Origin of the sequence: Streptococcus parasanguinis (genome assembly GCF_001069785.1) — a bacterium.
GTDB classification, from domain to species: domain Bacteria; phylum Bacillota; class Bacilli; order Lactobacillales; family Streptococcaceae; genus Streptococcus; species Streptococcus parasanguinis_T.
Map to the genome: position 1 here is coordinate 1 of NZ_JVSR01000031.1, position 22,501 is coordinate 22,501.

The 22,501-nt window shown below is 43.6% G+C and carries 21 protein-coding genes; 7 read left to right on the forward strand and 14 right to left on the reverse strand.

Annotation, left to right across the window (positions count from 1 at the left end; translation table 11 throughout):
• Nucleotides 1–88: 88 nt before the first annotated feature.
• Nucleotides 89–988 carry a fructokinase ScrK gene (gene scrK, locus ADG03_RS02210; RefSeq protein ID WP_049471832.1) on the reverse strand — a complete coding sequence of 300 codons (900 nt, stop codon included), beginning with the start codon at nt 986–988 and terminating at the stop codon, nt 89–91.
• A 160-nt stretch (nt 989–1,148) separates the two neighbouring features.
• Nucleotides 1,149–3,092, reverse strand: a complete 1,944-nt coding sequence (locus tag ADG03_RS02215; protein ID WP_049471833.1) for a sucrose-specific PTS transporter subunit IIBC — start codon at nt 3,090–3,092, stop codon at nt 1,149–1,151.
• Between the two features lie 375 nt (nt 3,093–3,467).
• On the opposite strand from ADG03_RS02215, the gene ADG03_RS02220 reads away from it, so the two are divergent.
• A complete protein-coding gene (locus tag ADG03_RS02220; RefSeq protein WP_049471834.1) occupies nt 3,468–4,922 on the forward strand; it encodes a sucrose-6-phosphate hydrolase in 1,455 nt (484 codons plus the stop codon).
• Nucleotides 4,903–5,868 (forward strand): LacI family DNA-binding transcriptional regulator, encoded by a 966-nt coding sequence (locus tag ADG03_RS02225; protein WP_049471835.1) that lies wholly within the window; start codon nt 4,903–4,905, stop codon nt 5,866–5,868. Before ADG03_RS02220 ends, ADG03_RS02225 begins: the two co-directional genes overlap by 20 nt.
• A 70-nt stretch (nt 5,869–5,938) precedes the next feature.
• Here the strand turns inward: ADG03_RS02225 and nusB are convergent, their stop codons facing one another.
• The 7 genes from nusB to uvrA all read right to left on the reverse strand — a co-directional run bounded on the left by nusB (nt 5,939) and on the right by uvrA (nt 13,544).
• Nucleotides 5,939–6,370 (reverse strand): transcription antitermination factor NusB, encoded by a 432-nt coding sequence (gene nusB, locus ADG03_RS02230; protein ID WP_003008602.1) that lies wholly within the window; start codon nt 6,368–6,370, stop codon nt 5,939–5,941.
• Nucleotides 6,363–6,752 (reverse strand): Asp23/Gls24 family envelope stress response protein, encoded by a 390-nt coding sequence (locus ADG03_RS02235; protein ID WP_003005404.1) that lies wholly within the window; start codon nt 6,750–6,752, stop codon nt 6,363–6,365. Before ADG03_RS02235 ends, nusB begins: the two co-directional genes overlap by 8 nt.
• A 36-nt stretch (nt 6,753–6,788) precedes the next feature.
• A complete protein-coding gene (gene efp, locus ADG03_RS02240; protein WP_003005479.1) occupies nt 6,789–7,349 on the reverse strand; it encodes an elongation factor P in 561 nt (186 codons plus the stop codon).
• A 165-nt stretch (nt 7,350–7,514) separates the two neighbouring features.
• Nucleotides 7,515–8,621: an SPFH domain-containing protein gene (locus tag ADG03_RS02245; protein WP_003008607.1), complete on the reverse strand. Its 1,107-nt coding sequence runs from the start codon at nt 8,619–8,621 to the stop codon at nt 7,515–7,517.
• A gap of 8 nt (nt 8,622–8,629) precedes the next feature.
• Complete coding sequence (locus ADG03_RS02250) at nt 8,630–9,598, reverse strand: TIM44-like domain-containing protein (RefSeq protein WP_049471836.1); 969 nt, start codon at nt 9,596–9,598, stop codon at nt 8,630–8,632.
• 56 nt (nt 9,599–9,654) lie between these two features.
• Nucleotides 9,655–10,722 carry a M24 family metallopeptidase gene (locus tag ADG03_RS02255; RefSeq protein ID WP_049471837.1) on the reverse strand — a complete coding sequence of 356 codons (1,068 nt, stop codon included), beginning with the start codon at nt 10,720–10,722 and terminating at the stop codon, nt 9,655–9,657.
• Nucleotides 10,719–13,544 (reverse strand): excinuclease ABC subunit UvrA, encoded by a 2,826-nt coding sequence (uvrA, locus tag ADG03_RS02260; protein WP_049471838.1) that lies wholly within the window; start codon nt 13,542–13,544, stop codon nt 10,719–10,721. The genes ADG03_RS02255 and uvrA overlap by 4 nt, the downstream gene beginning before the upstream one ends.
• Nucleotides 13,545–13,665: 121 nt before the next feature.
• Between uvrA and ADG03_RS02265 the strand changes: the two genes are divergently transcribed.
• Both ADG03_RS02265 and ADG03_RS02270 read left to right on the forward strand, forming a co-directional pair.
• On the forward strand, nt 13,666–14,610 hold the full coding sequence (locus ADG03_RS02265; protein WP_031576884.1) for a magnesium transporter CorA family protein: 945 nt from the start codon (nt 13,666–13,668) through the stop codon (nt 14,608–14,610).
• 28 nt (nt 14,611–14,638) lie between these two features.
• Complete coding sequence (locus ADG03_RS02270; protein WP_031576885.1) at nt 14,639–15,316, forward strand: DUF1129 domain-containing protein; 678 nt, start codon at nt 14,639–14,641, stop codon at nt 15,314–15,316.
• Between the two features lie 34 nt (nt 15,317–15,350).
• Here the strand turns inward: ADG03_RS02270 and ADG03_RS02275 are convergent, their stop codons facing one another.
• From ADG03_RS02275 to rpsF, 4 genes are all read right to left on the reverse strand, one after another.
• Complete coding sequence (locus ADG03_RS02275; protein ID WP_049471839.1) at nt 15,351–15,872, reverse strand: GNAT family N-acetyltransferase; 522 nt, start codon at nt 15,870–15,872, stop codon at nt 15,351–15,353.
• 257 nt (nt 15,873–16,129) lie between these two features.
• A complete protein-coding gene (gene rpsR, locus ADG03_RS02280) occupies nt 16,130–16,369 on the reverse strand; it encodes a 30S ribosomal protein S18 (RefSeq protein WP_000068664.1) in 240 nt (79 codons plus the stop codon).
• A gap of 41 nt (nt 16,370–16,410) precedes the next feature.
• The gene (locus ADG03_RS02285) at nt 16,411–16,908 is read right to left on the reverse strand and encodes a single-stranded DNA-binding protein (RefSeq protein ID WP_049471840.1); all 498 of its coding nucleotides are present in this window, start codon (nt 16,906–16,908) and stop codon (nt 16,411–16,413) included.
• A gap of 20 nt (nt 16,909–16,928) precedes the next feature.
• Complete coding sequence (rpsF, locus tag ADG03_RS02290; protein ID WP_003005040.1) at nt 16,929–17,219, reverse strand: 30S ribosomal protein S6; 291 nt, start codon at nt 17,217–17,219, stop codon at nt 16,929–16,931.
• A 303-nt stretch (nt 17,220–17,522) separates the two neighbouring features.
• Between rpsF and ADG03_RS02295 the strand changes: the two genes are divergently transcribed.
• From ADG03_RS02295 to ADG03_RS02305, 3 genes are read left to right on the forward strand one after another with little or no spacing between them, the layout of a single operon-like run.
• Nucleotides 17,523–18,575, forward strand: coding sequence for a bifunctional glycosyltransferase family 2/GtrA family protein (locus tag ADG03_RS02295; RefSeq protein ID WP_049471841.1), 1,053 nt, complete (start codon nt 17,523–17,525; stop codon nt 18,573–18,575).
• The gene (locus tag ADG03_RS02300) at nt 18,562–19,464 is read left to right on the forward strand and encodes a phosphodiester glycosidase family protein (RefSeq protein WP_049471842.1); all 903 of its coding nucleotides are present in this window, start codon (nt 18,562–18,564) and stop codon (nt 19,462–19,464) included. The genes ADG03_RS02295 and ADG03_RS02300 overlap by 14 nt, the downstream gene beginning before the upstream one ends.
• A complete protein-coding gene (locus ADG03_RS02305) occupies nt 19,445–19,852 on the forward strand; it encodes a hypothetical protein (RefSeq protein WP_080976909.1) in 408 nt (135 codons plus the stop codon). Before ADG03_RS02300 ends, ADG03_RS02305 begins: the two co-directional genes overlap by 20 nt.
• A gap of 66 nt (nt 19,853–19,918) precedes the next feature.
• Here ADG03_RS02305 and ADG03_RS02310 read toward each other — a convergent pair whose 3' ends face one another.
• Entirely contained in the window at nt 19,919–22,039 is a 2,121-nt protein-coding gene (locus ADG03_RS02310; RefSeq protein WP_049471844.1) for a surface-anchored 5'-nucleotidase, read from the reverse strand.
• Nucleotides 22,040–22,501 lie beyond the last annotated feature (462 nt).

The window sequence follows — 22,501 nt, forward strand, 5'->3', positions numbered from 1 at the left end:
GCTCGACAATCCAAAAATAATTGAGAGGCTAGGACTTTTGTCCCAGCCTCCTCGCTCTTGTTTCTAACCACTAAGAGACAATTGCTTCTTATTTTTTAAGCTTCTCGCTCACTTCTTTTGCAAGAACAAAGTTCCCCAAGGTCGCTGAACCATTGCCAGCAACTGCAGGTGTCACAATATAATCTCTCACATCAGGTACAGGGAGGTAACCGTTTAAGAGGGCAGTAAATTTCGTGCGAACACGATCTAACATATGTTGTTGAGCCATGACTCCTCCTCCAAAGACAACGACGTCTGGGCGGAAGGTAACTGTCGCATTCACTGCTGCTTGTGCGATGTAGTAGGCTTGAATATCCCATACATTGCTGTTGAGTTCAATGTTTTCCCCTCGAATACCTGTACGAGCTTCCAGACTAGGACCAGCCGCAAAGCCTTCCAAACAGCCATTGTGGAAAGGACAAACACCCTTGAATTCTTTTTCCACATCCATTGGGTGTTGAGCCACATAGTAGTGTCCCATTTCTGGGTGTCCAGCTCCCCCGATAAACTCACCACGTTGGATGACACCAGCTCCGATCCCAGTTCCGATTGTATAGTAAACCAAGTTTTCGATATGGCCACCCGCGTTATTGCGTGCGACCACTTCTCCATAGGCAGAGCTATTTACATCTGTCGTGAAATAGATAGGTACATTCAAGGCACGACGGAAAGCCCCAACGATATCTACATTGGCCCAATTTGGTTTTGGAGTCGTTGTGATGAAACCATAAGTGTTTGAATTTGGATCGATATCAATTGGTCCAAATGAACCAATCGCAAGCCCAACTAGATCCTCAAATTTTGAGAAAAATTCAATACACTTATCAATCGTCTCAATTGGCTTGGTTGTTGGAAATTGTACTTTTTCCACAACATTATAGTTTTCATCACCAACCGCACAAACAAATTTTGTACCGCCAGCTTCCAAACTTCCATATAATTTTGTCATGTTGGCTCCTTTTTTATTATGAAAAATATCCTGTATTTATTATAGCATATTTTGTAGTCAATCTTTTTCTCTTCTCTAAAGAAAAAACACACCTTTTTTTGAGAAATAAAATTCAAGGACTGGAGATGATAGACCAGTCCTTGAGAACTTATTGTTTCGATTAAGCTTTAACTTCGATGATCGCATCACCCTTCGCAACAGATCCAGTTGCAACAGGTGTGACAGAAGCAAAGTCAGCTGTGTTAGTGACGATCACCATGGTTGTGTCTTCAAGACCAGCTGCGGCAATTTTCGCTGCATCAAATGTACCAAGGACATCACCAGCTTTAACTTTATCGCCTTGAGCTACTTTTTGATCAAATCCTTCACCGTTCATTGATACTGTATCAATCCCAACGTGGATCAAGATTTCAGCACCATTAGCTGTTTTCAAACCGTAAGCATGTCCAGTCGCAAAAGCAATCGTTACTTCAGCATCTGCTGGCGCATAGACAACGCCTTCAGTTGGTTTGATGGCAATTCCTTGTCCCATCGCACCACTTGAGAAGACAGGATCATTCACATCAGCAAGCGCTACTGTACTACCAACGATAGGAGTTACAATCACTTCATCTGCAAGTGTTGCTTCAACTTCTTCAGAAGCAGCTGCTACTTCTTTGGCTTCTGCTTTTTCAGCAGTTTCTGCTGCTGCTACATTTCCTTCTGCAGCAAACACATCTGCTGCTTTTGTCTTACCGTAGAAGTAAGTCAATGCAAAGGCTACCGCAAAGGCAATCACTTCACACAAGAGGTAGAATGGGATGGATGTTGCATTGATTGAAAGGAATCCAAGGAAACCTGCTGATCCAAGTGAAACAGCAACTACTTGGAGAAGACCTGCAAAGAGGGCACCCACTGCTGAACCGATAAGGGCACAGAAGAATGGGAATTTGTATTTCAAGTTAACCCCGAAGAGGGCTGGTTCTGTGATACCAAGAAGGGCAGACACACCTGCAGAAGATGCAAGACCTTTGGTTTTTTCGCTCTTCGTCAAGAACAAGATGGCAAAAGTTGCAGCACCTTGCGCTACGTTGGCCATTGATGCGACAACGAAGATGAAATCTCCATGACCCGCACCTTTTTGCCATGCTGAAAGCAATTGTGTTTCGATAGCTGGGAATGATTGGTGAAGACCTGTCATAACGATCAATGAGTAAGTTCCACCAAAGACTGTCATACCGATAAAGCTTGTTGTGTTATACAACCATACAATAGCATCTGTGATTCCGTTTGATACCAAAAGCATCACTGGACCAACCACTGTAAAGGTAAGGAAACCAGTAATCATCACAGAAAGCAATGGAGTAAAGGTAAAGTCAACAGCTGATGGCAATTTCTTGTGGAAGAATTTTTCCAAATGCGCCAAGATCCAGATCGCTGCTAAGACAGGAATAACTTGGTAAGCATAGTTTGTTTGTGCTACATTGTAACCAAAGATATCCCAGAATTTAGTAGCCCCACCAAGATCTGGTGTGGTCATGATCATACCGATCGCAGCACCCAAGAAGATGTTTGCTCCAAAGCGTTTGGCTGCAGAAATACCAACCAAAATTGGCAAGAACATAAATGGTGCAGCTGACATCAATTGGATCATAGCTGAAAGACCCTTGATAGCTGGGTACATTTCTTCCAATGATTTAGGTCCAAACAAGCCAGCTGAAGTCAAGAAGTTCCGAAGGGCCATCAAGAGACCACCTGCAACCAAGGCAGGAATGATTGGAACGAAGATATCAGACAAGAGTTTAATCAAGGCCATCAATGGGTTGAATTTCTTATCTTTTGCAGCGATTTGTTTCAAATCGTCTGTTGATACTTCTTTCAAACCAGTCGCTTTAATCAGCTCTTCATAAACAAAGTTTACATCTCCAGGTCCGATGATCACTTGGTATTGACCATCTGATTTGAAGGTTCCTTTGACATCTGCATTGTTATCAAGTGCAGCTTGATCAACTTTGCTATCGTCCTTCAATACCAAACGTAGACGTGTCGCACAGTGTGCTGCCGCAACAAGGTTATCTTTACCGACTGCTTCGATAACCTCTTTGGCTACTTTATTGTAATCCATAAAGTAAATCTCCTTATTTTTTGTAATGTAAACGGTTAAATCGTTTCTACGTTTTTAATTGTACCACGTATTGAAAATATGTCAAGCGTTTTGCAGGATTTTTTTGAAACTTTTTTGGACTTTTTGACACCTTTTGACAGTATGAAACTATTTTCATTTTAAAACAGGCCTTTACTACGCTTTTTAGCGCTTTGAATCAGAGTTTTATTTTCATTTTCTTTCATATTTTCATAAATTTTCAAATCCTCCTCTTTTCTTCAGGCTGCAAAATAGCTGTCAATCGCTTGACATTTTTTGCCATTTTTTTCATTTATCGCTTGCATTTTTAATAGGAAATCGGTACTATGGAAGTAAGAAAAAATTCGGAGGAATAAAATGGAATGGACAACTGAACGTCGTTACAGACGTTACGAAGACTGGACAAAAGAGGAAAAGCAAGCCATCCAAGATCATATGGCCAAATCTCCTTGGCATACACACTATCATGTTGAGCCAAAAGCTGGTCTCTTAAATGATCCTAACGGTTTTTCCTACTTTGATGGAAAATGGATCTTGTTTTACCAAAATTTCCCATTTGGTGCAGCCCATGGGTTAAAATCATGGGTACAAACAGAAAGTGAAGACTTGGTTCATTTCACAGAAACTGGGGTAACGCTTCTTCCAGACACAGATTTGGATAGTCATGGAGCTTATTCCGGATCAGCCATGCAGTTTGGTGACAAACTATTCCTATTCTACACTGGAAATGTTCGGGATGCAGAATGGGTTCGTCATCCTTACCAAGTCGGTGCTTTGATGGACAAGGACGGCAAGATTGAAAAAATTGACAAAATCTTGATTGATCAACCGGCTGACTCTACGGATCACTTCCGTGACCCACAGATTTTTAATTTCAAGGGTCAATACTACGCTATCGTTGGTGGCCAAGACCTTGAGAAGAAAGGATTCATCCGTCTCTATAAGGCTGTAGATAACGACTATACCAACTGGGTTGCAGTCGGTGACTTGGATTTTGCAAACGATCGGACAGCTTATATGATGGAATGTCCCAACCTAGTCTTTGTTGGAGACCAACCCGTTCTCCTCTACTGCCCTCAAGGCTTATATAAATCAGTTCTCGATTATGACAATATCTACCCAAATATGTACAAGATCGGGGCAAACTTTGACCCAGAAAAGACCAAAATGGTTGATGTATCTGAATTGCATAATCTCGACTATGGTTTTGAAGCCTATGCGACTCAAGGATTTAATGCACCCGATGGACGTGCCTATGCTGTCAGCTGGCTAGGTCTTCCAGACGTTTCTTATCCAACAGATTCCTATGACTACCAAGGAGCTCTCTCACTGGTCAAAGAATTAACCATCAAAGATGGCAAACTCTACCAATACCCAGTTGAAGCGATCAAGGACTTGCGCGCTGAGAGTGAGGCATTTGCCAACAAGGCACAAACCAAGAACTGCTATGAATTGGAATTGCAGTTTGAAAAGGATAGCCAGAACGAAATCGTCCTCTTTGCCGATGCAGAAGGAAAGGGCTTAGCTCTCACATTTGATCTGGCTAAAGGATTGGTCACAGTCGATCGTAGCCAGGCAGGTGAGCAATATGCCCAAGAATTCGGTACGAGCCGTAGCTGCCCAATCGCTAACCAAGCCACAACCGCTAATATTTTCATTGACAATTCAATTTTTGAAATCTTTATCAATAAAGGAGAAAAAGTATTTTCTGGTCGGGTCTACCCACATGCGGATCAAAATGGAATATTGATCAAGTCTGGAAACCCTACTGGAACTTACTACGAACTTGATTATGGTCGCAAAGCTAACTGATGTCGCCAAACTCGCCGGTGTCAGCCCTACTACTGTCTCACGGGTCATCAATAAAAAAGGATACCTGTCTGAAAAAACGATCCAAAAAGTCCAAGAAGCCATGCGAGAATTGGGCTATAAACCTAACAATGTTGCTCGTAGCCTCCAAGGAAAATCAGCCAAGTTAGTCGGCTTGATCTTTCCCAACATCAGCAATGTTTTCTATGCTGAATTAATCGACAAACTAGAGCACCAACTCTTCAAACACGGCTATAAAACCATCATCTGCAATAGTGAACACGACTCCGAAAAAGAGCGCGAATATATTGAGATGTTGGAGGCTAACCAGGTAGATGGCATCATTTCAGGAAGTCATAATTTGGGCATTGAAGATTACAACCGGGTAACTGCTCCTATCATTGCTTTTGACCGCAACCTCTCCCCAGAAATTCCGGTTGTCTCTTCAGACAACTACGCTGGCGGGGTGCTTGCAGCAGAAACTTTAGTAAAAACCGGAGCCCGAAATATTATCATGATCACAGGGAATGACAACTCCAACTCCCCAACAGGCTTGCGTCATGCGGGGTTTGCATCGGTTCTACCTGAGTCCATGATCATTAATGTTTCCAGTGATTTCTCCCCTATTCGCAAAGAAATGGAAATCAAACAGATTTTAACCCACCACAAACCAGATGCCATTTTCGCCTCCGATGATTTGACGGCGATCTTGATCATGAAAGTCGCTAGAGAATTAGATATTCAGATTCCCCAGGATTTGAAAGTGATTGGTTATGATGGAACCCAGTTCATTGAGACCTATACACCTGAACTGACAACCATCCAACAACCCCTCGAAGACATTGCTATCCTCATGGTGGATCTTTTACTCCAAAAGATCGAAGGAAAAAAAGTAGCGACTACCGGTTATTTCTTGCCCGTTAGTCTCCACTCTGGAAAAAGTGTCTAAAAGCAGTATCCCCTCAGTAGAAACTGTGGGGATATTTTTCACAAAAAAAGAGCCATCGGCTCTTTTTTAATTATTCTTCTGTCACAAATTGACTGAGGACACCGTTGACAAATCGTGAAGAGGTTTCATCTGAAAAGGCCTTGGCCAATTCCACCGCTTCATTGACTGCGACGATCTGTGGTGTATCAAACTCTGTCATTTCGTAAATTCCCAGACGAAGGATGTTTTTCTCTACCAAGGTCAAGCGCTCAACAGTCCAGCCGGTTTTCAAATGTTGACCGATTTGCTGGTCCAGTTGATCTTTGGATTGGTAGACACCCGTCACGAGATTCATGAGAAAGGCAGGAAGATCGACTTCTTTGTCTTCTGCTAGGTCCTTATCATGTAGATAAGCAAAACGACAAGCTTCAACAATGTCTCCATCGTATTCCAAGGCCATCAAGGCTTGGAAGGCGCGCTCACGCAAATCTCGACGTGATTCTAATAAAATTTCATCAGTCATTGAGGAAGTCCTCATTAAACAAATCTTTCAAGTCTGGTTTTGGAGATTTTTCCGTTGCGATACCAACAACGTGAATGTTGACAGCATCCAAGGTTACATCTGCCATATCATAAACTGCAGACTTGACCGCTTTTTGAATGGCTACAGCGACAGATGGTACAGCCACTCCGTATTCTAAATAGAGATAGATGTCTACTGAAACTTGACCATCTTCTTCTGTATGAAGGTAGACGCCACGTCCAAGGGAGCGTTTGGATAAGCTATCTGAAACACTCTTGTTTTCAAGCGAATAGACACCCTCTACTTTTGCTGTCGCAATCGCAATAATTTTTTCTAATACACGTGGTGCAATAACGATGTCACCAAATTGTTCAGTTGCCATAGAAGTTCCTTTCTATTTGACACCCTGAGATGTCTCTTATGCACGAGAAACGTAAGTTCCTTCAGTAGTGTTAATGACCAATTTTTGTCCAGCTTCGATGAAGTCAGGAACGTTTACGACCAAACCAGTTTCCATTGTAGCAGGTTTACCAGAACCAGTCACTGTAGCACCTTTGATAGATGGTTGAGTTTCTGCAACAGTTAATTCAACAGTTGTAGGAACTGTTACACCGATTACTTCGCTTCCGTAGAATTGAATTTTTACTTCTGAGTTTTCAAGGATGTAAAGCAATTCTTGTTCTACGTTCACAACTGGAATTTCATATTGGTCATATGTTTCCGTGTTCATGAAGTAGGCTGTATCATCCATTTTGTACAAGTATTGAGCTGGAACAGTTTCGATAATCGCTTGTTCAAATTTTTCTTCTGGACGGTAGCTAGTATCAAATGTTGAACCAGTACGGACATCACGCAATTTCATACGCATGATAGTGTTTCCTTTACCTGGTTTGTGGTGGCTAGCTTCCAAAACGCGGATCAATTTTCCGTCAGCTGTTTCAAAAGTCATACCAGCTTTCAATTTACTTGCTTCGATCATGTTTTATTACCTCTTTTTTAAAAATAGATTACTCTTTATTGTAACACACTATTTGATTTTTCTCAAACAGCAATTTTCTCTTTTTAGGAAGGCTAGAAGGCGGAGAGAGATTGTAGGAACGAGTCCTTAGAATCTCTACATTTCCACCACCAGCTTCACAATTCCTTATTGGTCTACAGGCACAATATTGCCATCAGCATCTTTGGTGACATGGACATATTTTCCATCTACTTCAATGTAGAAGGTATGAGGCTTGTCTTGAGCTGGAGAGGCTTGCTTTTGAAGGTCATTGCCAAGTGCTTGACCCAAGTTCATCCCCATAATCATGTTCATGCCATTGCCACCTTCATTTTTAGCAGCTGCGACCAAGGCCTCATTGCGAGCACGACGCTCTTCGATTTCAATGGTATTGTACTTCATCGCTGCCAATTCACTGTCCAGTTTATTGACCTTGGCCATACTGTCTGCATCGTAGCTCAAATCTTCGATGAGGACATTGGTTAATTCGATACCATATAATTCTGTCCACGTTTTGTTGACTTCGCGTTTTGCAACTTCATTGAAGACATCTTGGTCCGCATTGATATTGTAGATGTCTGCCTTATTTTCAGCCGTATATTTTGAAATGGCCACTGCAATTTTTGGTGCTAGATTTTGGCGCAAGGTTCCCTGAGCCACATCTTCCAAGGTAAATGGCTTATCTGCAGTGATTTGACGACTGACTGCACTGATGTAAAAGAGTACAGGATCTGCCACTTTAACATCATAAAGACCATAAAAACGAATGCTAAGAAGTTGTTGGTAACGGTCGCTAAAGTACTCGACTGGATTTTGAGTGCCAAATTTATTTCCTGTAAAAGGTTGCATCCGCACAAAAATAATTTCTTGTTGGGTGACCACTTGGCCTCCAAAGGAGAAGCGATTCTTGAACTGATCCCAAGTTCCTTTCACACCACCCTTTTCAAACAACCAGGCATTTTCACCGGCTTGCCATTCGTGGCTCCCTGCTTCTAGAAGGTCTCCTAAAAAAGTTCCATTATTGACCAAGAGAGCAACATAGCCTTGAGGAACAATGACAACAGAGCCATCTGTCAATAGACCTGTATTTTGGTTGCTCTGGCGAGAGCGCCCATCTGGATCTTTGGTCAAGAGCTGTCCCTTAATGGCCAAAGCTGTTGCTGGAACAGCTTCTGGCAAGGTAATGGCTTCCTTAAATTTACTATCTTGAAAACTTGAAATGCCCGCTGAAAGGGCTGCTTTAATAAATCCCATACATTCTCCTATCTGTAGAATTCAATTTCATCCACAACTTCGTAGACATCCAAGACCCAATCTTTTGGATTGTGCTTCAAGGATGCTTGGCAATATTCACACTTATCGATTGAATCAATCGTCAGTGGCGCACCACAGTTTGGACAGTGATCACTAACGACTTCTGAATTCTTAATGATCTCTGTCTGAGCTCCATGTTCACGGAGGAAGACCATGCGGTATACGGTAAAGAGATCTTTGGTTGGATCCCCTTCGATCACACGGCCCGTTTCATCACTTCGAATGTAATCTCTCATCGTCGATGACAGAATGACTTCAATGCGGTCATTGCCTTCTGGATTTTCGATAAAGTCTTTGATCTTGGAATCTTCCACACATACGCGCTCTAGAACATTGGTTGTTTTGGCACGAATATGCTCTTGCAACTGCGTCAAGTGTTGCTCATAAAGACTCGTACTTTCTATATTCCGCACGGAATTCCAATCTTTTTCTGTCCAGGCAGACTGCAATTGAAGATAAACCAGCTTGACTTGCGACAAAAACCGGTCTTCATCAAACATTGGATCCAGTTTTCGGATGCGGCGAATCGCTTCATAGTTGTTTTCAATTGGTCGACCAGCCCGTTCTTCGGTTGTCCGTTTTGGACCACTATTTGAAGAGAATGATTCATCACTATCATTAGCTTCTTTTGCAATATTATAGATAAATCCAATCAATCCAACGATAGCAAAAATTGCTACTACACCATCAGAGTCTGTTCCAGAACCAGAACTGTAGCTACTGGATCCACCAGACCAGCTACTGCCACCAGACCAGCTACTTCCCCCTCCAGACCAGCTACTACCACCACCACCGCCAGAATGAATAGTGCTACTACCACCACTATGCGTATTGCCGACACCAGCATGGGCAGAAGGAGCAAATACAAATAGCAGGACTACTAGAAGAATTCCAACTATTACACTTCGTTTTTTCATAGGCCTCTTTTCTTATCTTTGTTTGTTACACAGGGGTTAAGAAAATACTGTCTATTTTATAGGACAATCAATTCTTTAGGAGCAAGAGTCAAGACTTCACAGCCAGTTTCTGTGATCAAGAGGTCATCTTCGATCCGCACACCAGAGAGGCCTTCGATATAAATCCCTGGCTCATCTGTCAAGACCATCCCTGCTTGAATCGCTTCTTTAGAAGTTTGGCTGAAGTATGGCTCTTCGTGGATATCTAGCCCAATTCCATGACCGATTCCATGCGTGAAGTATTGACCATAGCCGGCTGCCTCGATCACATCACGTGGGATTTTATCAAAATCACGGAAGCCAAGTCCATCTTTAGCCGCAGCAATCAAGGCTTGATTGGCTTTCAAAACGGTTTCGTAAATTTCTCTTTCCTTGTCGCTGACATGTCCTGCATAGATAGTCCGTGTCATATCACTGACATAGTGATCATACAAGCAACCAAAATCAAGGGTCAAGGCATCTCCTGCTGAAATGACCCGATCACTTGGAGTCGCGTGAGGCATGGCAGAGCGTTCACCAGCTGCTGAAATAATATCGAAAGATACACCAGAAGCTCCCAACTCCCGCATTCTAAAATCGAGGAAAGTCGCTGCTTCCAACTCTGTCGTTTTCCCTACCTTGATATAGTCTAAAATATCATGGAAGGCTTGGTCAGAGATACTACAAGCTTTTTTAATGGCCGCAATCTCCGTTTCATCTTTAATCAAGCGCAATTCCATCACAAAGTTCGCTAGGGATTGAAGGCTGATGCCACTGAAAACAGAAGCCATACGGGCATGGTAGGCCACCGTCACTTCGTCCTCAAAACCAAGTTCTTTGATTCCAAGGTCCTTAACGATCTCTGCAGCTGCAGTCAACTCATCGCGGGTTTCCACAATCTCTACAAAGGGGAAACAAGTCGCATGGGCATGGATGGTGTAGCGCGAATCCGTAAAGAGGACCACGCGTTCTTCTGTCACCAAAGCGGTCCCGTTTGAACCCCAGAAATTGGTCAAATAATAAACATTTTTCAAATTGTTAATCAATACCGCTTTGAGGTTTTGGGCTTTCATTTTGTTTCTTAAGTTGCTGATCCGTTGATTCATTGTAATTTTCCTTTCAAATATTGTCCTGTGTAGCTAGCAGGATTTGCTGCTACTTCTTCTGGTGTTCCAGTCGCAATAATGGTTCCACCACCGACACCGCCTTCTGGTCCTAAATCGATGATATGGTCTGCGGTCTTAATGACATCCAAATTGTGCTCAATCACAAGGACCGTATTGCCATCATCCACAAATCGCTCTAAGACTTTGATCAAGCGAGAAATGTCTTCGGTATGGAGTCCGGTCGTTGGTTCATCCAAGATATAGAAGGATTTTCCTGTAGAGCGCTTGTGCAATTCAGAAGCCAACTTCATCCGCTGCGCTTCCCCACCTGAAAGGGTGGTCGCTGGTTGCCCCAGCGTTACATAGCCCAAGCCCACATCTTGGATGGTCTTGAGTTTGCGTTCAATTTTTGGAATGTGCTTGAAGAATTCAACTGCCTTGTTGACCGTCATATCCAGCACTTCTGCAATATTTTTTTCCTTGTAGTGGACTTCGAGGGTCTCACTATTGTAACGACGTCCATGGCAGACCTCACAAGGGACGAAGACATCTGGCAAGAAGTGCATTTCAATCTTGATGATCCCATCTCCTGAGCAGGCTTCACAACGCCCGCCCTTGACATTGAAACTAAAGCGACCTTTTTTATAGCCCCGAATTTTGGCTTCATTGGTCTGAGCAAAGAGATCGCGAATATCATCAAAGACGCCTGTATAGGTCGCTGGATTAGAACGAGGAGTCCGACCAATCGGGCTTTGGTCAATGTCGATCAAGCGATCGATATGCTCAATCCCCTGAATGGTCTTGTATTTCCCTGGTTTTTCCGAATTGCGGTTGAGCTTTTGAGCGATGGCTTTTTTCAAGATGCCATTGATCAAGGTCGATTTTCCAGAACCGGAAACTCCAGTGACTGCGATGAATTTGCCCAGAGGAAAGCGTGCTGTGATGTCTTGTAAGTTGTTCTCACTGGCCCCTGTAATTTCAATATAGCGGCCATTCCCCGAACGGCGCTCTGTTGGAACCGGAATCTTGCGCTTGCCGGACAAGTACTGACCCGTGATAGATTTGCTGTTGCGAGCCACCTGCTTTGGAGTTCCAGCCGCAACGATCTCTCCCCCAAAGACACCGGCACCTGGGCCGACGTCGATCAGATAGTCTGCCTCTCTCATGGTATCCTCATCGTGTTCGACGACGATCAAGGTATTGCCTAAATCGCGCATCTTCTTGAGGCTAGCAATCAGGCGGTCATTGTCCCTTTGATGGAGGCCAATAGACGGCTCATCCAAAATATAAAGGACCCCAGAGAGGTTGGAACCGATCTGGGTTGCCAAACGAATGCGCTGGCTTTCTCCACCTGATAAGGTCCCAGCCGATCGTGACAGGGTCAAGTAATTGAGCCCCACATTGTTTAAGAAGGTCAAGCGATCCTTAATCTCTTTTAGGATCGGTCTTGCAATTGTTGCTTCATTGTCCGTTAAGACCAGCTTGTCCACGGCTTTTAAGTGGTCCGCAATCGATAGATCTGACACTTCCCCAATATGCATCCCCTTTTCTCCTCCGACACGAACAGAGAGAGCTTGGTCATTGAGACGGTAGCCATGGCAGGTCGCACAGGTCAATTCGTTCATATAAGAGCGCATTTGGTTGCGGGTGAAATCACTATTGGTCTCACGGAAACGACGGTGAATATTGTTTACGACCCCTTCAAAAGGAATCTCAATATCGCGAACCCCACCAAACTCATTTTCATAGTGGAAGTGGAATTCCTTCCCGTTTGACCCATAGAGGACCAAGTCCTTTTCTTCTTGAGAAAAATCGGAAAAAGGTCGGTCCATATCAACGCCAAAATGGATCATGGCTTGCTCCAACATCTGTGGATAGTAGTTGGAAGAGATCGGATTCCAAGGAGCAAGTGCTCCTTCACGAAGTGTTAAGCGATCATCTGGCACCACCAAATCCAAGTCCACCTCTAGCTTAATGCCCAGCCCATCACAGTCTGGACAAGATCCGAAAGGTGCATTGAAAGAAAAGAGGCGGGGCTCTAATTCAGGAACGGTAAAGCCACAGACTGGACAAGCATAATGCTCAGAAAAGAGCAGTTCCTTACCATCCATGGTATCAATCACCACATAACCATCCGCAATCCGAAGGGCTGCTTCAATCGAATCAAAGAGCCGCGAGCGGATGCCCTCTTTAATCACGATTCGGTCCACAACTACTTCAATCGTGTGCTGCTTGCTTTTAGATAGTTCTGGAACCTCTGTCACATCATAGATCTCACCATCGACCCGCACCCGGACATAGCCGTCTTTTTGCACCTTTTCAATGATATTCTTGTGCTGGCCTTTTTTCTTGCGAATAATAGGAGCTAGAATTTGCAGGCGTTGGCGCTCTGGTAATTCCAAGACTTGATCGACAATTTGCTCAACCGAAGAAGCCGTAATCGCTCCATGCCCATTGATACAATAAGGCGTCCCTACACGCGCATAGAGCAAGCGCAGGTAGTCATTGATCTCTGTTGCCGTCCCTACTGTAGAACGGGGGTTTTTACTGGTCGTTTTTTGGTCGATGGAAATGGCTGGACTCAAGCCATCAATGGAGTCGACATCTGGTTTTTCCATATTTCCCAAGAACTGCCGGGCATAGGCCGATAAGCTCTCTACGTAGCGGCGCTGACCTTCTGCATAGAGGGTATCAAAGGCCAGACTGGACTTTCCAGATCCAGACAAACCCGTCACCACGACTAATTTGTCCCGTGGAATTTCCACGTCTATATTTTTTAAATTATGGGCGCGTGCCCCATGAATGACAATTTTATCTTGCATATTCTTACTCTAATCACCTTTTTGTTAACCTCCATTATAACAAATTTTTTAGTATTCTTTTATCCAAAACCGTCCTTTTTCTGATATAATGTTAAGGTGTAAAAAAACAAGGGGAGGCACCATGAAACAGGTCTTTTTATCGACAACGACTGAATTTAAAGAAATAGAGACGCTGGAACCCGGTAGCTGGATCAACCTTGTGAACCCTTCTCAAAGTGAATCGATGGAAATCGCCTCTGCTTTTAATATCGATATTGCAGACTTACGGGCACCACTCGATGCAGAAGAAATGTCCCGTATGACCATCGAAGATGAGTATACCTTGATCATCGTCGACGTTCCCATCAAGGAAGAGCGGAACAATCAGACCTACTACGTGACCATTCCGCTAGGGATTATCCTGACAGAAGAGGCTATTATCACGACTTGCTTGGAGAAATTGCCGCTTCTCGATATCTTTATCAACCGACGCTTGCGGAATTTCTATACCTTTATGCGGTCACGCTTTATCTTTCAGATCCTCTATCGCAACGCTGAACTCTACTTGTCAGCGCTTCGTACCTTGGATCGCAAAAGCGAGCAAATTGAAAGTCAATTGCACAAATCAACGCGTAATGAAGAGCTGATTGAATTGATGGAGTTGGAAAAAACCATCGTCTACTTTAAGGCCTCTCTGAAAACCAATGAGCGCGTGATCAAGAAATTGACCAGCGCCACTAGTAACATCAAGAAATACTTAGAAGACGAAGATCTACTGGAAGATACCTTGATCGAAACCCAGCAGGCCATTGAGATGGCGGATATTTATGGAAATATCCTACACTCCATGACCGATACTTTCGCATCAATCATCTCCAACAACCAGAATAACATCATGAAGACCTTGGCCATGGTGACCATCGTCATGTCCATCCCAACCATGATTTTCTCGGCCTACGGAATGAACTTCAAAGACAATGAATTACCGCTCAATGGAGAACCAAACGCCTTCTGGCTCATCATTTTCATCGCTTTTGCCCTGACCGGTTCTCTCGTCGTCTACCTCATCCATAAAAAATGGTTCTAACACCTACTAATAACACTAAGGAGTATTTATGTCTCAATTTGATTTGAATCAACTCAGCAAGAAAAACCAAGAATTTATCCGCATCGCCAAACACCAATTGCTTGAAAACGGGAAATCAGAGGAAGAAGCAGAAAGCCTCATCCAAGAAATCCTTCCAGCTATCCATGAAAACCAAGGAAAAGGGATTCCGGCACGGACTCTTTTTGGAGCTCCAACTGTTTGGGCGAATTCTTTCAGCGAGAAAGAACGCTATGAAAAAGAGCATCCGAAATTAAACGATGCTCCCTCTCTTATGATTTTGGATTCCTTCCTCTTTATCTTTGGTGTCTTTGCTGCGATTAGCGCCTTTATGAACTTGGTTGCACCGCGTCGTACTGGCTATGGGTTGATCACCTTAATCCTTGGAAGTTTGACAGGGGCTCTGCTCTTGTATCTCATGTACTACTTCTTCTATCAGTATATGGATGGCACAAAAGATCGCAGTGAGCGTCCCTCTCTTTGGAAATCCATGCCGATTCTTGTCGGAGTCATGTTCCTTTGGGTCATCGTCTTGTCCTTTACCTCCTTACTTCCACAAGTCCTCAACCCAACTATTCCAGATGTTTTTGCCATCGTTTTAGGAGCTCTAGCGCTTGTCCTTCGCTTCTACCTCAAGAAACGCTTTAATATTAAAAGTTCGAGCACAGCACCCGCAACTCGACGTTAAAAAGAAACGGATGAAGTTTTCATCCGTTTTTGTTTTACTGTATTTCCCTGTTCAATCTTTTTGAAAAATAGAGGACTAAGTCATCATTGTTTTCACAAGAACTGTAAGGGGCCAAGGGGTGATCCCTAAACCAAACCCCAGATCCATCTGGGATATAGCCCCGTTTGACATACAGTCTTTGAGCTGGACCATAACCCGAGTGTAAACCAACCCCTAAAGTAACAATCTCTGATAGTAGCCAGACTCTTTTTTCTGCCTCCTCTAAGAGTTGATTCCCAATCCCTCGATTTCTAAATGGTTCAAAAACATTAAAATCAGATAGTTCAGGATAGACTCCCACGAAAGGGCCGTGCTTGGCAGCAGGCAATATAGTGATATAGCCTGCCACAAATCCATCCGACTCAGCTACTAATACGTCCCTCTCTCTATTCTCCTGCTCCTGAAAATAGCTAGTCAAGATATCCTCTCTACCCGGCCACCCTTGGTGGATAAAAGCTTGAGAGATGTGCTCAATATCTGCCTTTATCATCCTCCTGATGATTACACCTTCCTTCATAGTTCCCTCCTTGATACCTTTCTCCCCTCATTATAGCATAATCAGAGCTTGGGAAAGTTCAAAGAGCTTCACACGGACCTAACACACTATCACATTTCTATGCTCGCAAAAAAAGATCCAATGGGTCTGAAAAAGAGGTCCACTGGACCTCAACTCGCCCTTACATTTCCAAGCTCGTGAAAAAAAGACCCGTTTGGGTCTTAATTCGCTCTCTTGTCTTCAAGCTCATGAAAAAAAGACCCTTACGGGTCTTTTTTTTAATCTTCGTTTACGAAAGGCATCAAAGCCATTACGCGAGCGCGTTTGATAGCTGTTGTTACTTTACGTTGGTTCTTCGCTGAAGTTCCAGTTACACGACGAGGAAGGATTTTCCCACGTTCTGAAACGAAACGGCTAAGAAGCTCAGTATCTTTGTAATCGACATATTCGATTTTGTTTGCTGCGATGTAATCAACTTTTTTACGGCGTTTGAATCCGCCACGACGTTGTTGAGCCATGTTTAATTCTCCTTTATAGTTTTAATTCGTTAAACCCATTCTTAGAATGGAAGATCGTCGTCTGAGATATCCATTGGATTCGCTCCAAATGGATTTTCTTCACGACCAAAGTTTGGCGTTGCATTGCTTGGTTCAGATCCACCAAAGCTTGGGGTTGCATTTCCAGCAAAACCACCGTTGCCTGATGAATAGCCACCACCTGCATGCCCTTCGCGTGCTGCACGGCTTTCCAATAGTTGGAAGCTGTCTGCTACGACTTCAGTGACATAAACACGTTGACCTTGCTGGTTTTCGTAATTACGTGTTTGAATGCGACCGGTAATCCCAATCAAAGCACCTTTCTTAGCCCAGTTGGCTAAGTTTTCTGCTTGCTGACGCCAGATCACACAGTTGATGAAATCGGCTTCGCGCTCTCCATTTTGACTCTTGAAGTTGCGGTTGACAGCTAGGCTGAAAGTAGCAACTGCTTGATTACTTGGAGTGTAGCGAAGTTCAGCATCACGGGTCATACGACCGACAAGTACAACATTATTAATCATAAGTCACCTCGGATGATTTCTTACGCGTCAACTTTTACGATCATGTGACGAAGAATGTCACCGTTGATTTTTGAAAGACGGTCGAACTCGTTAAGAGCTACAGCGTCGTTCGCTTCAACGTTTACGATGTGGTAAAGTCCTTCACGGAAATCTTGGATTTCGTATGCAAGACGACGTTTTTCCCAATCTTTTGATTCAACAACAGTTGCACCGTTGTCAGTCAAGATAGAATCGAAACGTGCTACCAAAGCGTTTTTAGCTTCTTCTTCAATGTTTGGACGAATAATATAAAGAATTTCGTATTTAGCCATTGATAATGTTCCTCCTTTTGGACTAATGACCCCCTGTCTTTGCAAGGGGTAAGTGAGGTTTACTCACAAGAAACTATTATACCAGACTTTTCGAACAAAGGCAAGAATTATCTTTAGGATTTGAAAAATGATTCTGGACGTCCCTTCGAGGAAAAAGAAAGAAATGCACTAAGACAATGACATTTTATAGTAGAAACTATCCCCACTCTTCCTCTCCTTTCCTTAAAGAAAACTGATATCAGTTAGCTTTAAGCTTGAGTCTTTATACTAGCTACAACAAATCTCAAGAAACGAGGAACGATTATGAATTATCTTATCATCCCCGCCTATCAACCAGATCTGAATCTTGTCAAACTGGTTCGCTTGGTCCACGCTAAGAGCGATCTCCACATCATCGTTGTCGACGATGGGAGTGACGCTGACAAGAAAGTGATTTTTGACAAATTAGAGGGTCTTGCGACAGTTCTGACTCATAAGCACAACCAAGGAAAAGGGCAAGCTCTCAAGACTGCTTATGCCTACATCCTAGAAAGAGGTACCTATGGAAGCATTGTTACAGCTGATGCAGACGGTCAGCACAAAATTTGGGATATTTTCAGGGTTGTTAACCAATCTCAAGAGCATCCTGGAACACTTATTCTAGGAGCACGCGCCTTCTCTGGAAAAGTTCCTTTGCGTTCTGCTTTCGGGAATAAATTGACCCGCTTTCTCTTCAAACAACAAACCGGTGTGGCGGTCAGCGATACCCAAACGGGCTTACGGGCTTTCACTACGAATCTCTTGCCTTTCATGCTTGAGGTTGAAGGACAGCGTTATGAATATGAAATGAATGTTCTCCTCGCAGCAAGCAAATCCTTCCCCATCGTGGAAGTTCCCATCGAGACGGTCTACATCAATGACAACGAAGGATCCCACTTCCGACCTATTCGAGATGGCCTCATGATCTACAAGGACATGTTTAAGTTTGCCCTCTCCTCTCTGAGTAGTTTTATCGTTGACTATCTAGTCTACGCCTTCTTCCTTTTCGTGATGATGGCCGTGCCCATTAGTCTTCGCATTCTCCTAGCCAATGGGATCGCTCGTGTGACGAGTTCCATCTTTAACTACTCGACCAATAAGCACCTGGTCTTTAAGAACAAAGACAGCGTCGCTAAAACCGGAAGTGGTTACTTTGGTCTAGCTCTTGGCCTCTTTATTCTCGATACGCTCTTTATTCGACTCTTCTATACTGCTTTCGGGCTCAATCTCCTGATCAGTAAGATTGTCGTCGGCTTCCTCCTCTTTCTGGTCTCATGGGTGATCCAGAAAAAAGTGATCTTCAAAGAAAGGACTGCTCCCCACCATGAAATTCTTTAAAAAATCCTACACCTATGCTGCCTGCTTTGGCCTTCTTTTGACCAGCAGTTTTAGCTACTCTATGCTCAAGACCTTTGTCTTATCCGATGCCATCCAAACTGTAAAAGCTACGACTACGGACACCAAGGCAACCAAAAAAGCAGCTGCATCGGCTACAACGACCGATACTAGCTATTCAGATGACAATATCCAGGTGAGCCTAACAGAAAAAACGGTTGAAAATACCCAGGTTTACATCGCAGATATCACAGTCAGCTCATCTGACTACCTCAAAACAGCCTTTGCACAAAATACTTACGGAACCAACGTGACTGCTAAGACCTCTGTCACAGCCGCCAACAACAGTGCCATTCTGGCAGTGAATGGTGACTATTACGGGGCTAACAGTACAGGATACGTCATCCGAAATGGAGTGGTCTACCGTGATACCGTTCGGGAAGATTCAAGCAATGGTGACCTAGCCATTTACAAGGATGGATCCTTCAAAATTATCTACGAAGATGAGATCTCTGCGGATCAATTGGTCAAGGACGGGGTCGTCAATCTCCTCGCTTTCGGTCCTTCCTTAGTTGAAAATGGAGAAATTACCGTCGATACCAACTCAGAGGTCGGGCAATCTATGGCATCCAACCCACGGACAGCGATTGGGATCATCGATGAAAACCACTACATTATCGTCGTGTCAGACGGACGGACTTCAGAAAGTGAAGGGCTTTCTCTCTACCAATTAGCGGAAGTGATGAAATCGTATGGCGTTAAAACAGCCTACAACCTGGATGGGGGTGGATCTTCTACCCTTTACTTCAATGGCCAAGTCATTAACAAACCAACAACAAATGGTACTATCTCAGAAAGGGCGGTGAGTGACATTGTCTACATCGGTTACTAATCCTATCAAAAAACGCTTGAAAAAGACCATCCTATGGTACATTCTTATCTCGGCTTTCTTCTTTGTCGGAAGTCGTATCTACGAACACTTTAGTTTTGGCGAAACCTCTGCCTTCATGCACTACCTCTTCTTGATTCCTTTGATCGGTGGCGCCCTACTAGTGGCTCTGCAACTAGTAGTAAAAGGCCTTTCTCGAATCACTCTTAATCTTTGGAACTCAGCTGTCGCCACGGCAACTGCTGGAGCCCTCTACCGAGGCATTGTTAACCTCTCTGGTCGTTCAACAACTCTCGACCAACCCTACTATTATGTTGCAGGGATCTTCCTAGCCCTTGCCCTCATCAGCATTTTCTTTGTCCGCAGTGTCTGGGTGGAGAAAACAGCCTAAGACATCAAAAACGTCCGTTTCTTTATAGAACGGACGTTTTTTAGGGTAAGTTAACGGATGAAGAACTTAACCTTCACGTTTTTTGCTAGCTACAAAGCCTGCTAAAGCTAATGAGGTCATACCAAAGAGGCTAAGGACTGTTGATGCCAATTCATCTTGACCTGTTTTTGGAAGACCAGTTGCTGGTGTAGCAGCTACTTCTGTTTGTCCACCCGTATGATAAGTGACAGCAACTGGTTTGTTTGTTGCCACTTCTTTTGTTTCGCTTGCAGCTGGTTGCGCTGGAGTTACTGGGCTTTCAGGTTGAGGAGTTGGGGTAACAGGAGACACTGGAGCTACAGGATGGACTGGATTTACAGGACTTTCTGGATCAACTGGCGCTGGCTGTGGTTCTGGAGTAGGTTGTGGAGTTGGTTGAGGGGTTGGTTGTGGTTCTGGAGTAGGTGTTTCTTCTTCCACTTTTTCCACAAAGGTCTTGTTACCCAAGATTGAAGCAGACAACTTCTTCCCTGCCTTATTCACATCTTCGATGTATTGGATAAAGACTTCAGTATCTGGATTAATCGCACCGATCAATTTTGTATCACGGAAGACTGAGAAGCCATCTCCGCCACCATACAAGAAGTCGTTGATAATTGCCTTGTAGGTCTTGTTGCGATCAATTTCGGTTCCGTCTGCCTTGTAAGCTTTCACGACCTTATATGGATTTTCTTCTGTTGCATCAGCTGGTTTTGTATAGGTGTACTTGATCCCTGCCATTTGCAAGAAGTAGAGCTCTTTTTCATCATATTGTTGGTCCAAAGCTTTGTAGATTTGGTCCCCAGTGATTTCTACTACTTGGAGGATATTTCCAAATGGTTGCACTGCTTGAGCTGCACCCCAAGTGACTGTTCCGTCTGGTTTCACCACGAGGTCTGCACGGATTCCTCCATTATTGGTGAAGGCAAAGTCAACATCTGGATAACCTGATTTTTTGGCAATATCTAGTTGCGCTGCTGTGACCAAATCTCCAACAGCACTTTCTTTTTGTGCATTCAGTTCACGGGTAATATTTTCAGCTTTGTCTGCTGTACCGATTTTTGCTTCTGTTACTTTTTTAACTGTCGCATTGGCATCATCGATGATCGCTTGAACCTTGGTATCTTTTGCTTTGCCTTTCGATGGATCTACAGCAATAATTTTAGCAGTTGGAGCTTTGACAAAGTCAGCTGTATCCGTATCTAGGACCCCACGGACATCCGAGTAAGCTTTCCCTTGAGACGTACCTTGAACGATCAAGGTATTTCCAACCATCCCGTTTGTATATTGGTGGTTGTGACCTGCAAAGACGATATCCACTGAGTTTTCAGGATAGATTTGGTTTAATTTTTTGATCATGTCTGCAGCCGGACCTTCTGCTACACCATTCTTACTAGTGGCAGCAACGTGGGCCAAGACAGCGATCGCATGGACCCCTTGGTCATTTAATTCACGCGCATATTTGGCAATCGATTCTGCTTCATCCAAAACGCGGTATTGTTCATGATTTTTACGCAAAACAAGATTTGGGAATTCTGTCGTAACAACCCCGATAAATCCAACCTTAACGGTCTTGTCATTGACTGGGATTTCTTTGATGGTATAAGGTTTCCAGTCAAATGGGATTTTATTGGTATCTTTGTCAACCAAGTTGGCAATGACAACTTCTTGTTTGGAAGCTTCATGAGGATACTCATCGACGATCTTGTTGAATTGACCAGGTGTTGGGGCTTCTCCCTTCATGATCCGGTTGAATTCACCAAGTCCTTCGTCAAACTCGTGATTACCAAGGGTTCCGTATTCAAAGTTCATTTCATTGAAGACTTTTACAGTTGGTTCATCTTGAAGGAGGGCAGAGTTAGCTGGACTAGCGCCGACCATATCTCCCGCTTGCACACGGATGCTGGCATTAGGCGTTCCGGCATTCTCCGTTTCAAAGTCTTTTTGTGAATCGTTCAAGTAGGTTGCCAAAAGTGGGGCTGTTCCTGCATTTTTCACAGTTTCGCCTTCTAAACGAGCTGTCCCTGTTTGTTCCAAGGCACCGTGGAAGTCATTGACGCCCATGAACTGCACAGGCAATTCGTCTGCAAAAACGCTATTGATCGCAAAAACACTAAGACCTGCAGCGACCGCTAGGATACTGCTTTTCAAGATAATTTTTTTCTTCATAGAATACTCCATTTTCTAATGTAGAACACTTCTCCAAAAAGGAGAACGCAGAACAGTTGAATTGCTGCAATCAGCTCTTCCATTTTACTATTTTTTCGGTTTTACTTCAATATTTTCCTGGAAACTCTTGCAATTTTATTTGAAAACGCTTGATTTCCGAACATCTATTCTCATCCTCTTACTTTTGTTACTTGCTGTTCATCACAAAAAAAGCCGGATTGCTCCGGATATTTAGAATGTAGACAAACTATTTTAAAGTTAAATAAGTAAAGCGATTCTGCAAAGAAATAAAAATGAGTTCCAATTTTTAAATCGATTCAAAAAAATGCCGAAACTTTCCGCTGTGAGAAAAGTGACTGAAACAATAACGTTTCAGGCACTCGGAATTATTGAGACCCTAGGCTCAATAATTAGTCATGGAACTTCGAAGAAGTTCGCTGACGTCCGTACTCACCTAAGGAA